Here is a 13892-nt window from a genome sequence, read left to right on the forward strand (position 1 = left end):
CAAGCATGAGTGACTATCGCCGAGTCAATCGCGCGAATTGGGACGACCGCGCTCCCCTGCACGCCGGTTCCGGCGACTACGCCCTGGACAGTTTCGCCACCGACCCGTCCTTCCTCAGCCAGGTGGTCCGTTTCGATGTGCCGCGGCTGGGGGACATTCGCGGGCTGCGCGGCGTCCACCTGCAATGCCATATCGGCACCGACACGCTCTCGCTGGCCCGCCTGGGCGCGACCATGACCGGTCTCGACTTCTCCCCCGCCTCGTTGGCGGAGGCCCGCAAGCTCGCCGAAAACTCCTCCACCCCCATCGATTTCGTCGAGGCCGACGTCTATGACGCCGTATCCGTGCTCGGCTCCGGGCAATTCGATCTGGTGTACACCGGTATCGGTGCGCTGTGCTGGCTTCCGGACGTTCACCGCTGGGCCGAGACGGTGGCCGGACTGCTGCGCCCGGGCGGAAGACTTTTTCTTCGGGAGGGCCACCCGATGCTCTGGGCCGTCGACGAGACCCGCACCGATGCGCTGACGATCGGCTATCCCTACTTCGAGACCCCGGACCCGATCGAGTTCTCCGACGAGAACACCTATGTGGCAACCGATTCCACGATCGCGCATCCGGCCACCCAGGAGTGGAATCACGGCCTGGGCGAGATCGTCGAGGCCCTGTTGCAGGCCGACCTGACCCTCACCCAGCTCATCGAGCACGACAGCGTCCCGTGGGAGGCCCTGCCCGGCCGCATGTCCTGCGGCGAGGACGGTGAATACCGCCTGCTCGAACACCCCGAACGCCTCCCGCTCACCTACACCTTGCAGGCCCGCAAACTCTGACTCGCCACGGGAACCCGTGCCCCGCGCCCGGCGTCCAAACAGGAAAGGCCGGGTGAGGGAGGACGCCGATGGAACCGGAAGCCTTGCGGCGCAGCGCGAGAATGAGCCAGGCGGGTGCCGAGCACGAGCAGTCCCGGATCGCCGGGCGCGGGCTCGATCCTGACTACATCCACGACCTGGAGCATTTTCCGGCGCTCTCGCACGAGCGAATCCACGACAGCGTTCAAGCCATGAACCCGGGCGACATGCACCGAGCCGCCGAACACTGGATATCCCTCGCCGACAGCGTGTTCGGCGCACTCACCACCCTGCACGCCACCGTCCAAGCCGCCCTCTCCGACGGCATGTCCGGGGCGATGGCCGACGCCGCCGACCTGTCCGCCCGCCGCTTCATCACCGACGCCACCGACCTCGCCGACATCACCACCGCAACCGGCCACCGCATCCTGGCCGCCGCCTACGGCGCGGAAGCCCTCCGAAAAACCGTCCCCCCACCCGAACCCCACGCCTCCCCGAACATCCGCGAAGAACTCCACCAAATCGCCCTCGCCGCCCTGGACGCCAACTACACCCCCATCTATCCACCCGCCGGATCCCATGTCCCCGCCTTCTTCACCGTGAGGACCCCGGCAGCCGGTGACGTCGAGCCGCAAGCCGACAACAGCAGCGGCCCAGCCGCTTCGAATCCGCGGATGCAGGAATCGGCCACCATGTTCCCTGCAGCCAACCGGCCTTCGGACTCCCGAAACATGCCGAGCACCGCACAGACCGAACGAACGACTTCCCCCGAATCGGCTGCCGCACAAGACATTCCAAGCGCCCCGACCACGGCCGCCGATTCCGGAAGCTCCACCGGTCAAACCTCGAAACGCGCGAGCTGGGACGGCAGGCGAGCATCCGCCCCTCCCCGGGACGGCACCGAAACCAGCCCCGCCTCCGTCAATCCCGACGACACCCCGCTCTCGACGACTGCCCGACCAGCGCCAACCGTCGAACCATCCCCGGAATGGCCACACCCCAACCCCGCCACCCCGCGCAGCGTCGCCCCCGCACCCGGCAGCGTCGTCCCCGCCCCCGGCAGCACCTACCCCGACCCTGGTCGCAGCTACCCAGGACCCGCCGATCCCGCCGCCCGAACGCAACCGAATCTCCCTCTCCCCTCGCTGCCGGACTCGCCCGCCGCAGCGACGTCACCCGCCATGTTCGCCCCCGGCAACCGCGCCACCACGGCCCCCGACTCCCTGCACCACTCCCCCGCCTGGCTCATCCGTGACCGCCAATCCGAACTCCTCGGCCACCCCCTCCCCCACGTCCCACCCACCCTCGGCGCCGAATTCCCCTCCGCCCGATACGACCTCACCCCACCCCCGACGACTGCCCCTGACCACGCCCCAACCATCTGACGGTGCCTGCGGTGGCTCGGCAGTGCCTGTCGGCGTTGTAATGGGATGGAAAGGCCGGGTCCCAATCATGGGTGGTATGTGGAAAAGAACAATGGGCGCCGGCGTCGTAGCCGCCCTCGGCATAGGAACGCAGATCGCGAGCGCACTGGGCGGGGTCGCACTGGCCGGTACGCCACAGTCCGGGCCCTACCTTTACAACGTCTCGGCCGACCGCTGTATCACCGATGGCGGACCAGGCGTGGTGTCGGTCGCCGCCTGTGCGGCGAATACCGCCGGCCAGCATTGGACCATGACCTTCCCCGGGGGCGGATCCAGCGTCTACTTCTGGGTTCGCAGCGGTAATGGCAGGTGTCTGCAACACAATTCGGACGGCAGCGTGTCCGCGCAGCCGTGCACCAACCCCGACAACAAGTTCACCGACGCCGCGCAGGCGTGGATGATCCAGACCCCGCTGGGTTCCGGTGAGACCGGCTGCACTCTTCGAGCGGTCACCGACATCACCAACTTCTGGGGCGCCCAGGGCGGATGGCTGTATCCCCAGTCGAATTCGGGATCGCTCATCGTCGGCGGCCAGGGCAGCTGGGGCAGCGACGACCGCGTTCTGGACTGGACATTCGGAAACGCCCAGCAGTGCTGAATCCGCTCGCCTGGAGCCCACCTCGACGGATACTGGGTGGGAGCTTGGAGGAGGGGTCGTGGATCTTCGGGCACCGGTGTGCGTGGTGGGGGCTGGGCAGAGTGGGATTCTTGCGGCGGTGAAGCTGCGGGAGTTGGGGTTCGAGCGGGTGGATGTGTTCGAGGCGCGGCTGGGGATCGGGGGGTATTGCGAGACGGCGACGGTGGCGGGTGAGGTGTACGACTTTCAGGCGCACCTGGTGATTCAGCAGGACTTCGGGGAGGGGTTCGCGGGGACTGCCATTCACGGATTGCTGGAGCAACATCCGGTGGAGATGCAGACCGAGGCTTTGTATTTCGTCGGGCGATCGCGGTCGGGGAAGCCCCGGATCGGGGTGCCGCCGCATTTCGTGCCGCTGTTCACGTCCTCGACGCCGCAACAGGTGGCCGATCAGATCGCCGAGGCGTGGTCGATCATCGAAGGGGCGGCGCGGAATCGGCGGGGGCCGGGAATGAACGGGCTGGCGTTCGATCGGCGGGCCGGTGAGACGTGGGAGACGTATCGGGCTCGGCACGCGCCGCTGGTGGGGGAAGTGCTGCAGGGGCTGACCCTGTACGCGAACATGCGGCGGCCGCGGCAACCGGCCGAGACCGTCATCAATATCAATGCGCACATCTCGGGGCATGTCTCGCAGCTGGCGAAAATGATGCTGTCGGCCTATCCGGAGCAGCGGGAGGCCCTGCTGGAACGCCTCCCCGAATCACTTGTCGCACAGATGAATTCGCCCCTGCCCGTCACTGTCAGCTTCCGGCGGGGTTTCATCGATTTCCTCCGGCGCATCGTCGCGGACAATCGAATCGAGGTGATGGTCGACGCTCCGGTGACGCGGATCGAGTCACTCGGCGCGGACGGTGTTCGCGTCGATTATCGACACGGCGGAGTGGCGCGCACCGCACTGTATTCGCAAGTGGTGGTCACGACGCGGCCCACGCAGATTCGGGAGATGTTCCCGGACGGGGAGATACGGGAGCTTTTCGACGAGCGGAACTGCCCGCGCACCTGGACACGCAGTTACCTCATCCGGGTTCGCGACGAACTCCTCTCGTTCCCTCGTGGAGTAGATGACCCCGAACCGCTGGGGTTCTGGGTGATCGACCCCTACGGGAGCTACACCGACACCGATCCGGAGCAGGCCCTGCATCGGATCACCGCGGCCAACAAGCAGCACCCGGGTCCGTACTGGGTGTGTTTCAGCAATTCGGACAGATCGGTGTCCGACCAGCGCGCCTGGGAGCTGGCGAAGGAGAGCCTCTTCCTGTTCGAGGACCCGGAGCTGATCACGCAGACCATCGCCGAATGGCCCGCGTACCCGAGCGCCGCGGCGATGCGCAAGGGCTGGCTCGACCGGGTGGAGGCCGTCCAAGGCCGCGACGGCATCTACTTCGCCGGGGAGATTATGTCCGGGCCGACCATCGAGTGCATCAGTTCCTTTGTGCAGGAAGTGATTCCACGATGGTTCGACCCCGGAAGCTGACCGGCGGAGTTACCCGGCCGCGGTCTCGTCGCCCATGGCGCTCGCGTCGTAGGCCAGCAGCTCCCAGCTGTGGCCGTCCGGGTCGTCGATCGCCCGGTTGTACAGCCAGCCCATGTCCTGCGCTTCCCGCGGTTCGGTGCCGCCCGCGGCAAGCGCCGCGTCGGCGACGCGGTCCACTTCCTCACGCGATCCGACAGCCAGCGCGTTGATCACCTCGATCGGACCATCCGCAATGTCCCGCTTGGTGAAGGTCGCGAAGGTCTCACGCGTCATCAGCTGCACCACAACGGCGTCGGCGAAGACCACCTGCGCGGAGGTATCCCCGGTGAAGTCCGGATTGATGGTGCCCCCCATCGCCGTGTACACCTTCTTGCTCGCTTCCAAGTCGGCGACCGGCAGGTTGACGTAGATCTGCGTGAATGCCATGACGTACCTCTCCGAGGATGTTCGATGTGCCGGGTTCCCGGCGACACCACAAACCTAGGGGCGCACCTCGACTTCGGTCTTGTACAGAAGCGACAGCATCTCTTCGCCGTCGGGGTGCTGCAGCTGGGACGCCGTGCGCCCGATGAACCGGGTCATCGAACGCGCGAGGTGCGGCTGGTCGTGGTATCCGGTCCGCTGCGCCACCTCGATCGCCGGAATCCCCTGCTGCAGCAGCAGGACGGCCTGCCGCGCCCGCTCGATCTGCCGGATCGCGCCCTGCGTCAGCCCGGTCGCCGCGGCCACTCGCCGCTGCACCGACCGCGGCGTGACCAGAGTTGTCGTGTCACCGCGAAGCACATCGGTGACCAGCGGATCACGCATCAACAACCCGGCGCGTACCAGGCGGTCCACGAAGACGTCGGCGTTGTCGTAGGCCGGGATTTCCCACTCCTCGCCCTGCAGCACGAACGAGCGCGCCGTGGTGTGCGGACTCGACACCGCCGTGTCGACCAGCGCCGGTACCGGCATCGGCGCGAGGAACGAACCATGCCGGAAGACGATCCCGAGCGTTTCGCCCGCCCCTGACCCGAGTTCCACCACCGTCGGACCGGTCTCCGGACCGCGCACCGCGACGTGCGTCGCCGCACCGTCACGCCAGACGACCAGCTCCCAGTTCGAATTCGCCACCGACCGCATCCGCGTCGCCGCCATCCCGGCGACCGACCCCGCCCGATACACCCGCTCGACGTACGGCGAATCGGACAGGCGCTGCTCGACACCACCGACCGACTCCAGGCTCACAACCACGAAGCTAACACCGGCGGCCGGAGACCGCCGCGCTCGTCGCTTCCGAGTCGACTCGCGGGCAACGAGCTGTTCGGTTACCGGTTGGTCATTCGCCGCCGAAGACTCGCTCCACCACCGTTTTCGCGCGACGGGTCACGCGCATGTAGTGGTCGAGGAATTCGCTGCCGTCATCGGTGGGCCAGCCCGCCACCCGGGCGATGGCCGAGAGGAGGGTGCCGGGGCCGGGGAGCTGGTCGGCGGGTTTGCCGCGGACCAGGACGAGGGCGTTGCGGGCGCGGGTGGCGGTGATCCACGCGTCGCGCAGGAGTTCCGCGTCGGCGGTGTCGATGAGTTCGGCGCGTTCGATGGCGTCGAGGGATTCAAGGGTGGAGGTGTTGTGGAGTTCGGGGACCTCGTGGGCGTGCTGGAGTTGCAGGAGCTGCACGGTCCATTCGATGTCGGCGAGGCCGCCGCGGCCGAGTTTGGTGTGGGTGGCGGGATTCGCGCCGCGCGGGAGGCGTTCGGAGTCGACCCGGGCCTTGATGCGGCGGATCTCGCGGACGCCCTCGGGGGACATGCCGCCCTCCGGATAGCGGATGGGATCCACGGTGCGCAGGAAGCGGATTCCGAGTTCGCGGTCACCGGCGACCTGGTGGGCGCGCAGCAGGGCCTGCACTTCCCAGGACTGCGCCCAGTGCTCGTAGTAGGAGGCGTAGGCGGCGAGGGTGCGCACGAGCGCGCCGTTGCGGCCCTCGGGCCGCAGACCGGCGTCGACCTGCAACGGCGGGTCGGTGCTCGGCGCGCCCAGCAGGCGCTGGACCTGTTCGGCCACGCCGATGGCCCATTTCACGGCGACGGTCTCGTCCTCGCCGGGACGCGGATCGCAGACGAACAGCACATCCGCGTCGGACCCGTAGCCGAGTTCCATGCCGCCGAGCCGTCCCATGCCGATGACGGCGAAGTCGGCGGGCGCGGGCCTGCCGAGTTCGGCCTCGCTGGCGCGAATCACGGCCTGCAGCGACGCTTCCAGGGTCGCGATCCACACCGAGGACAGCGCCTCGCATACCTGCGGCACATCGAGCATGCCGAGCACATCGGCGGAGGCCACCCGCGCGAGTTCGTGGCGGCGCAGCGAGCGCGCCGTCGCCACCGCGCGTTTGGGATCGTCGTATCGTCCTGCGCCGGAGAGGATTCCGCGTTGCACGTCCGAGGGCTGGGTGGCCAGCAGCAGCGGCCCGTCCGGTCCGTCGGCGTACATGCGAATGGTTTCGGGCGCGTTGATCAGCAGGTCCGGCAGGTAGGCCGAGGACCCGAGCACGATCATCAGCCGCTGTGCGATGGCCCCTTCGTCGCGCAGTTCGCGCAGGAACCAGATCTCGTTGTCGAGCCCTTCCGACACCCGCCGGTAGGCGAGCAGGCCCGCGTCGGGATTCGGTGTCTCGCCGAGCCATTCGAGCAGGGTGGGCAGCAGCAGCGCCTGAATCCGGCCCTTGCGGCCCACCTCTCCGGTCAGCGCCTTCAGGTGCCCGAGCGCGTTCTCCGGGGCCACGTAGCCGAGCGCCGCCAGCTGCCGCACCGCGGCTTCGGGGCTCAGGCGCAGGTTGTCAGCGTCGAGGCGCGCCACCGATTCCAGCAGCGGCCGGTAGAAGAGCTTGGCGTGCAATCGCCGCACCCGCACCGCATTGCGTTTGATCTCGCTGGTGAGCACGCCGACCGCGTCCTGCCGACCGTCGGGCCGCATGTGCGCGGCCCGCGCCAGCCAGCGCATGCCCTCCTCGTCCTCGGGGGCGGGCAGCGTGTGGGTGCGCTTGAGCCGCTGCAATTGCAGGCGATGCTCGAGCAGTCGCAGGAATTCGTAGGAGGCAGTGAGGTTGGCGGCGTCGTCGCGGCCCACGTAGCCGCCGTCGGCGAGCGCGGTGAGCGCTTCGACGGTGCCCTGCACATGCAGTGATTCGTCGGCCTTGCCGTGCACCAATTGCAGCAGCTGCACGGCGAATTCGACATCGCGCAGGCTGCCGTGCCCGAGTTTGAGTTCGCGTTCGCGCATCTCGGCGGGCACCAGGTCCTCGACGCGCCGCCGCATGGCCTGCACGTCGGCCACGAAGTCGGGCCGTTCGGAGGCCGCCCACACCATCGGCATCAGCGCCTCGCGGTACTGCGCGCCCAGCTCCAGATCGCCGGTGGCGGGCCGCATCTTGAGCAGCGCCTGGAACTCCCAGGTCCGCGCCCAGCGCTTGTAGTAGGCGATGTGCGAGTCCAGGGTGCGCACCAGCGCGCCCGCCTTGCCCTCCGGCCGCAGCGCCGCGTCGATCTCGAAGAAGGCGGCGCTGCCGACGCTCATCATCTCCGCGGCCAGCCGGGTGGCGGTGGTGTCGGCGGGTTCGGCGACGAAGATGACATCCACGTCGGAGACGTAATTGAGTTCCCGCGCACCGCATTTGCCCATGGCGATGACGGCCAGCCGCGCGGGCACCTCCCGGTCCACGCAGACCCGGGCCACGGCCACCGACAGCGCCGCGGTCAACGCCACGTCGGCGAGATCGGTGAGGTGCTGCCCCACCTGCTGATACGGCAGCACGGGCTCGTTCTCGACGGTGGCGGCCAGGTCGATGGCGGCCAGCAGCATGAGCTGATCGCGATACCGCTTGCGCAGCAGGGCGATCGCCTCGGGCCCGGACACCTGGGCCCGGTACAGCATGGGCCCGGCGTGCGCTCCGACCTCGGCCTCGGCCTTGACCGCCTCGAGCAGATCGGCGAGCAGTTCCTCGCGCGGCGGCAGTTTCGGCCGCTTGAGCAGCTGCCAGGCGGGCGGGTCGGCGACCAGGTGATCGGCGAACGCGCTCGAGGAGCCGATCAGGGCGAGCAGCCGCCCGCGCAGCGCGGTATTGCGGCGCAGTTCGTAATCCAGTGCGGCCCAGTCGCTCCCGAGCTGTTCACGCAGCCGGATCAGGGTCAGCAGCGCGAGATCGGCGTCGGGGCTACGCGACAGCGCCCACAGCAGGGGAACACTGTCGACGTTGTCCCAGGCCAACTCTCGCAGAGAGTCGGCAGCCGACGGCTCGAGCAAACCGAGCCGTCCGACACCGGGAACAGCGGAACGAGACGTCGGTGGCCGAACCATTCCTTCAAATTACAGGTCGGGTTGATCGGACGTGCCGCCCATCCCTCTCAAACCAGACACTGTGTCCAATCTGCCTCCGCTTCGCTACGGCAGGTTCACGGCCCGGATTCCCTGACACATGCGGCCGATGCCCTCGATCTCGAGCTCGACGACATCGCCGGGGCGCAGATAGGGGAAACGCCCGGACAGCGCGACCCCCTCGGGCGTGCCGGTATTGAGGATGTCACCGGGTTCGAGGACCGCGAACTGGGACAGGTGCCAGACCAGATACGCGACGTCGAAGATCAGGTCGGCGGTGCTGGAGTCCTGACGCGGCTCGCCGTTGACGAAGGAGCGCAATCGCAGATCCTTGGGATCCAGCTCGGCGGCGGGGACCAGGGCCGGGCCCAGCGGGTTGAAGGTCTCGCAGCACTTGCCCTTGGACCATTGACCGCCGGACTCCTCGAGCTGGAAGCGGCGCTCGGAGACATCGTTGGAGATGGTGTAGCCCGCGATGCATCGCCACGCCTCGTCGGGCGAGTCCAGGTAGCGGGCGCGGGAACCGATCACCACCGCGAGCTCCACCTCCCAGTCGGTGCGGTCCGAACCGCGCGGAATGACGACATCGTCGTACGGGCCCACCACGGTATTGGGAGTCTTGAAGAAGACGACGGGCGTCTCGGGCGGCAGGGAACCGGATTCGGCGGCGTGCGCGGCGTAGTTCATGCCGATGCACCACACCGCACCCGGGCGTGCCACCGGTGCGCCGACGCGGCGCCCGGTGACATCGATGCGCGGCAGCCGGCCGGCGGCGAGCGCGGTTGCGGCGGTGTCGATTCCGCCGCCCGCCAGGAAGGTCCCGTCGATGTCGGGGGTCAGGGGCGTCAGATCGTACGCCTGTCCGTCCGCGTCGAGCAGAATCGGCCGTTCCCGGCCGGGCTCTCCCACACGCTGCAGTTTCATTGGTGTCCTCCGGGTTCTGACAAGGTCGATCAGGGCAGCCGGTAGATCCGGCGGGCGTTCTCCGACAGCACCGCGGCGCGGTCGGCGGGCGACAGGGCGATCAGGGTGTCGAGCGTGGTCCGCCATACCGTGCGATACGACGCGGCGGTGAGCGTGAACGGCCAATCACCGCCTGCGAGAATCCGATCCGGCCCGAACACCGACAGCGCGTGATCGACGTACGGCTGCCAGTCCGCGGCGGTGAACCCCGGCGCGGAGGCGGTGGCCAGGCCGGAGAGTTTGGCCACCACATTCGCACACCCCGCCGCCTCCGCCAGCCGATCGGCCCACGGCTGCCAGCCGCGTTCGGCGATCGGCGGTTTGCCCAGATGGTCGAGGACGACGGTGAGCGTGGGGTGCGCTGCCGCGATCACCGGGACCTGCGCCACCAGGTCGGGACGTTCGGCGACCGCGTCGAAGACCAGCCCGGCCTCCGCGAGCAGCGCCAGGCTCTGCGAAACCTCGTGCCGCAGCAGCCATACCGGGTCGGGGTCGCGGTGGATCATGTGCCGGACGCCAACCAACGCGGGATGCGGTGTGTCCAGTTCCGCGGCGGTGCGGGCGGGGTCGTGCAGGGGCAGCCAGCCGACGACGGCGGTCGGCAGCGGCGCGCGCTCGGCGGCGTCGAGCAGGGCGCGGGTCTCGGCGAGCGAGTCGGCGGCCTGCACCAGCACGAGCGCGCCGACCTCGAATTCGGGCAGCTGTGGCCGGAGGTCGTCGAGGGTGTAGGTCCGCCACAAGACATCCGATGTATTTGTGAGCCAGTCGTACTCGACGTCGAACTTTCCACCGGTGATGTCCCAGACATGTACGTGAGCGTCTACAGTCATCGGAGGCATGCAGTCCCATCCTGGAAAGCGGGGAAGCGGTTTTGTCGGTCACCGACGATGCGATCGCGCGCATCAAGGCCAAGATCGTCTCCGGCGATCTGCGCCCGGGTTCGCGTCTGCCCCGCGAGGCGGATCTCGCCGCCGAACTGGGGGTCTCGCGCAATTCGCTGCGGGAGGCGGTGCGGGCGCTGTCGCTGGTGCGCATCCTGGACGTGCGTCAGGGCGACGGCACGTATGTGTCCAGCCTGGAACCGAATTCGCTGCTGGACGCCATGAGTTTCCTGCTCGAATTCCATCAGGACGATTCGGTGCTCGACATCCTCGGGGTGCGCCGGATCCTGGAACCCGCCGCGACCGCCCTGGCCGCCCAGCGCATGTCCGACGCGGAGATCGAGCACCTGCGCACGCTGGCCGAGCCCCCGGCCAGTTCCTCGGTCACCGACCTGCTGGCCCTGGACCTGAGCTTCCACGCGGCCATCGCCACCGCGTCGGGCAACAAGGTGCTTGCGTCCCTGCTGGATTCGCTGTCCATGCCCACCACGCGCGCCCGCATCTGGCGCGGGGTCACCGAGGAGGGCGCGTTCGAGCGCACCGTCGCCGAGCACCGCGCCATCTGCGACGCCATCGCCGCCCACGATCCGGAGCTGGCGCACGCCCGCGCGCTCGCCCACGTCGCGGGCGTCATGGAATGGCTGGCCCGCGCGGCCGGTTGAGGCGGCATTGTCGGTCGCGGCCGTGCGGCTGCTCATGCGCATCCGAGGTCGTGCCAGAGTTGCTCGGGCACGGGCGTATTCAGCATCTCGAGGCTGTCGGCGATCTCGGCGGCGGTGCCGGCGCCGAGCACGGTGGCGGTGACGGCGGGGTGACGCCGGGGGAATTGCAGGGCGGCGGCGCGCAGCGGGACACCGTACTCGCCGCAGACCCGGGCCATGTTCCGGGCGCGGGCGAGCACCTGGAGGTCGGCGGTCTGGTAGTCGAAGGTGGTGCGGGACAGCGGATCCGCGAGGATGCCGCTGTTGAGCACGCCGCCGACCAGGACGGCGATGCCCCGGCGCGCGCATTCGGGGAGCAGTTCGGCCTCGGCGCGACGGTCCAACAGGGTGTAGCGCCCGGCGATCAGCACGCAGTCGATCGGGGCCTCGCGCGCGAAACGCAGGGCGGTCTCGACCGTGTTGACGCCCACGCCGATTCCTGCGGTCAGTCCCTGCTCGCGCATGCGGACCATTTCCGGCACGGCCGATCGCAGCGCCTGCTCGAGGTGGTCCTCCGGATCGTGCACGAGCAGCATGTCCACGTGCTCGACGCCGAGGCGCGCCAGCGAATCCGTGAGCGACCGCCGCACGCCCAGCGCCGAATAGTCCCGGCGCCGTGACCGTTTCGGTGTTCCGTAGAACCCGTCGGTGCCGTCGACGGCGAGCGGATCGTCGTGCAGCAGCCTGCCGACCTTGGTGCACACCCAATAGTCGGTGCGCTCACGTCCCCGCAGGAACGGCCGCAAACGCTCCTCCCCCAGTCCCGCGCCGTAGTGCGGCGCGGTGTCGAAGGCTCTAATTCCCGTCTGCCAGGCATTGTTCAGCGCCTCGCGGGCGGCGGCGGTGCTCACCGGATGGAACAGCCCCGCGTATCCGGCTCCGCCGAGGACGACGCCGGGCAGACCGGGAATCATGAGCGCCCCGGCCCGCGCCGTCGATCGGCTACGCATCGCCGGGCTCCCGCGCGAGATCCCACACCACCGGAAGTTCGGCGTCGCCGTCCGAATAGTCGTGCGGCACGGCCAGAAACGTCCCCATGTACCGCTGCCATTCGATGTTGACCGGCAGTCCGGCGAGTTCGCCGAGCAGCTTGTCGTAGCTCTCGCAGTCGAGGACGTGGAACAGGTCCAGCCCGCTGCGCCAGATCGTCCACTCGGTGGCCCCGGCCGCGCGAATGGCGGCGACCAGTTCCGCGGGCACCTGCCGGTGAGCGGCCTCGTAGTCGGCTTCGCTGCCGGGTTTCAGCCTGGTGTGCAAGGCGATTCGCATCTCACTCCTGTCGGCGGCCACCGGCGATCCGGGTGATGACGAGCGCCACCAGGATGAGTGCGCCATTGATGAATTTCAGTGAGTCGGCGCTGACCCCGCCGTAGGACAGCAGCTTCTGGATGAAGGTGAGAATGGCGATGCCGAAGAACGCGCCCAGCACCGATCCGCGCCCGCCGTTGAGCGATACCCCGCCGATCACGCAGGCGGCGAAGACATTGAAGATCATCCCGTCGCCCTGGCTCACCTGGACGCTGGCGAACTGCCCGGTGTAGATCAGCCCGCCGATGGCCGCCAGTCCGCCCGCCGTCACCAGCACCGCGATGACCACGCGATCGGTGCGAATGCCCGCGGCCCGCGCGGCGGCCTCGTTGCCGCCCACCGCGTACAGCGCCCGACCGGCCGTCGTGTAGTTCAGCACCAGATAGCCGAGCGCGAAAAGCAGCAGGCACACAACGATATTCACCGGCACGTTCAGCACCCGCGCATTACCCAGCCACTCCACCGAGTCCGGAATCCGAGTCAGCGTGTACCCGCCGGTGAGGAAGGTCAGCAGCCCCCGCAGCGCGATCAGCATGGCCAGCGTCACGATGAACCCGTTGAGCCCGAACCGCACGATGAGCAGCCCGTTGACCAGCCCCACCACCAGTCCCGTGAGCAGCGCGATCGGAATGGTCATCCACGGCGAAGCCCACGTGAACGCGCCGACCTTGGCCGTACCCATGGTCACCCAGATGGCCACCCCCGGCGCGAGCCCGAAGGTCGACTCCAACGACAGATCCATCCGCCCCACCACCAACACCAGCACCTCCGCCAACACCAACAGCGAGATCCCGCTCATGGTGGTCAACACGTTCACCAGGTTGGCCGGCGAGACGAAGCTGGCATTGATGAAGTACCCGACCAGCAACACCAGCAAGATCGGCGGCACCAGCAGGAAGTCTCGTAACGAGCTCCAGCGCACCGGCATTCGCGTTCGCCGCGACGCCACGCCCGCGGGAGTCGCCGGGTCGATCGCGGCGGTCACCGGTTCGGTTCCGGTCGTGCTCATGTCATTCCTTCCATGGCGGCGACGAGTTCGCGGTCGTCCCAGCCCTTTCCGAATTCGCCGGTCAGCGCGCCCTGGACCATGACCAGGACGCGGTCACAGTCGCGCAGGTCGTCGAGTTCGTCGGAGACCACCAGCACCGCCGTGCCGCGATCGGCGGCACCGCGCACCACGGCGCGCAGCGTTTCCTTGGAGCGGACGTCCACACCGGCGGTCGGGGTGATGAGGATCAGGACGGACGGGCCGGTGGCCAGGGCGCGGGCGAATACCACCTTCTGCTGGTTGCCTCCGGAGAGTTCGGC

The 13892-nt window shown here is 68.6% G+C and carries 13 protein-coding genes and 1 pseudogene; 5 read left to right on the top strand and 9 right to left on the bottom strand.

The window, feature by feature from the left end; all coding sequences use genetic code 11:
- The first annotated feature begins 5 nt into the window (after window positions 1-5).
- The 4 genes from ACWELQ_RS18490 (at window position 6) to ACWELQ_RS18505 (ending at window position 4380) form a co-directional block, all read left to right on the top strand.
- A complete protein-coding gene (locus ACWELQ_RS18490; protein WP_452398279.1) occupies window positions 6-827 on the top strand; it encodes a class I SAM-dependent methyltransferase in 822 nt (273 codons plus the stop codon).
- Between the two features lie 68 nt (window positions 828-895).
- Complete coding sequence (locus ACWELQ_RS18495) at window positions 896-2230, top strand: hypothetical protein (protein WP_452398267.1); 1335 nt, start codon at window positions 896-898, stop codon at window positions 2228-2230.
- Between the two features lie 91 nt (window positions 2231-2321).
- Window positions 2322-2867, top strand: coding sequence for a hypothetical protein (locus ACWELQ_RS18500; protein WP_452398268.1), 546 nt, complete (start codon window positions 2322-2324; stop codon window positions 2865-2867).
- Window positions 2868-2925: 58 nt separating this feature from the next.
- Entirely contained in the window at window positions 2926-4380 is a 1455-nt protein-coding gene (locus ACWELQ_RS18505) for an FAD-dependent oxidoreductase (RefSeq protein ID WP_452398269.1), read from the top strand.
- Between the two features lie 9 nt (window positions 4381-4389).
- On the opposite strand, the gene ACWELQ_RS18510 is transcribed toward ACWELQ_RS18505, so the two are convergent.
- The 5 genes from ACWELQ_RS18510 to ACWELQ_RS18530 all read right to left on the bottom strand — a co-directional run bounded on the left by ACWELQ_RS18510 (window position 4390) and on the right by ACWELQ_RS18530 (window position 10524).
- Window positions 4390-4806 (bottom strand): VOC family protein, encoded by a 417-nt coding sequence (locus tag ACWELQ_RS18510; protein ID WP_452398270.1) that lies wholly within the window; start codon window positions 4804-4806, stop codon window positions 4390-4392.
- Between the two features lie 54 nt (window positions 4807-4860).
- On the bottom strand, window positions 4861-5607 hold the full coding sequence (locus tag ACWELQ_RS18515) for a helix-turn-helix domain-containing protein (RefSeq protein WP_452398271.1): 747 nt from the start codon (window positions 5605-5607) through the stop codon (window positions 4861-4863).
- A 91-nt stretch (window positions 5608-5698) separates the two neighbouring features.
- Window positions 5699-8713, bottom strand: a complete 3015-nt coding sequence (locus ACWELQ_RS18520; RefSeq protein WP_452398272.1) for a bifunctional [glutamine synthetase] adenylyltransferase/[glutamine synthetase]-adenylyl-L-tyrosine phosphorylase — start codon at window positions 8711-8713, stop codon at window positions 5699-5701.
- A gap of 84 nt (window positions 8714-8797) precedes the next feature.
- Window positions 8798-9655 (bottom strand): fumarylacetoacetate hydrolase family protein, encoded by an 858-nt coding sequence (locus ACWELQ_RS18525; protein WP_452398273.1) that lies wholly within the window; start codon window positions 9653-9655, stop codon window positions 8798-8800.
- 29 nt (window positions 9656-9684) lie between these two features.
- Complete coding sequence (locus ACWELQ_RS18530) at window positions 9685-10524, bottom strand: amidohydrolase family protein (protein ID WP_452398274.1); 840 nt, start codon at window positions 10522-10524, stop codon at window positions 9685-9687.
- 41 nt (window positions 10525-10565) lie between these two features.
- Here ACWELQ_RS18530 and ACWELQ_RS18535 point away from each other — a divergent pair, with 41 nt between their 5' ends.
- Window positions 10566-11237: a FadR/GntR family transcriptional regulator gene (locus ACWELQ_RS18535; protein WP_452398275.1), complete on the top strand. Its 672-nt coding sequence runs from the start codon at window positions 10566-10568 to the stop codon at window positions 11235-11237.
- Window positions 11238-11269: 32 nt separating this feature from the next.
- Here ACWELQ_RS18535 and ACWELQ_RS18540 read toward each other — a convergent pair whose 3' ends face one another.
- The 4 genes and pseudogenes from ACWELQ_RS18540 to ACWELQ_RS18555 all read right to left on the bottom strand — a co-directional run.
- Window positions 11270-12226: an aldo/keto reductase gene (locus tag ACWELQ_RS18540; protein ID WP_452398276.1), complete on the bottom strand. Its 957-nt coding sequence runs from the start codon at window positions 12224-12226 to the stop codon at window positions 11270-11272.
- On the bottom strand, window positions 12219-12545 hold the full coding sequence (locus tag ACWELQ_RS18545) for an L-rhamnose mutarotase (RefSeq protein ID WP_452398277.1): 327 nt from the start codon (window positions 12543-12545) through the stop codon (window positions 12219-12221). Before ACWELQ_RS18545 ends, ACWELQ_RS18540 begins: the two co-directional genes overlap by 8 nt.
- A gap of 1 nt (window position 12546) precedes the next feature.
- On the bottom strand, window positions 12547-13593 hold the full coding sequence (locus tag ACWELQ_RS18550; protein ID WP_452398278.1) for an ABC transporter permease: 1047 nt from the start codon (window positions 13591-13593) through the stop codon (window positions 12547-12549).
- Window positions 13590-13892: pseudogene (locus tag ACWELQ_RS18555) on the bottom strand (sugar ABC transporter ATP-binding protein); the annotation flags it as partial. The pseudogene ACWELQ_RS18555 and the gene ACWELQ_RS18550, both read right to left, overlap by 4 nt.

It is taken from the genome of Nocardia sp. NPDC004722 (assembly GCF_053601505.1).

Coding starts and splice junctions, on each gene's coding strand:
- ACWELQ_RS18490 (WP_452398279.1), top strand. CDS start 6: ATGAGTGACTATCGCCGAGTCAATCGCGCGAATTGGGACGACCGCGCT.
- ACWELQ_RS18495 (WP_452398267.1), top strand. CDS start 896: ATGGAACCGGAAGCCTTGCGGCGCAGCGCGAGAATGAGCCAGGCGGGT.
- ACWELQ_RS18500 (WP_452398268.1), top strand. CDS start 2,322: ATGGGCGCCGGCGTCGTAGCCGCCCTCGGCATAGGAACGCAGATCGCG.
- ACWELQ_RS18510 (WP_452398270.1), bottom strand. CDS start 4,806: ATGGCATTCACGCAGATCTACGTCAACCTGCCGGTCGCCGACTTGGAA.
- ACWELQ_RS18520 (WP_452398272.1), bottom strand. CDS start 8,713: ATGGTTCGGCCACCGACGTCTCGTTCCGCTGTTCCCGGTGTCGGACGG.
- ACWELQ_RS18525 (WP_452398273.1), bottom strand. CDS start 9,655: ATGAAACTGCAGCGTGTGGGAGAGCCCGGCCGGGAACGGCCGATTCTG.
- ACWELQ_RS18530 (WP_452398274.1), bottom strand. CDS start 10,524: ATGACTGTAGACGCTCACGTACATGTCTGGGACATCACCGGTGGAAAG.
- ACWELQ_RS18540 (WP_452398276.1), bottom strand. CDS start 12,226: ATGCGTAGCCGATCGACGGCGCGGGCCGGGGCGCTCATGATTCCCGGT.
- ACWELQ_RS18545 (WP_452398277.1), bottom strand. CDS start 12,545: ATGCGAATCGCCTTGCACACCAGGCTGAAACCCGGCAGCGAAGCCGAC.
- ACWELQ_RS18550 (WP_452398278.1), bottom strand. CDS start 13,593: ATGAGCACGACCGGAACCGAACCGGTGACCGCCGCGATCGACCCGGCG.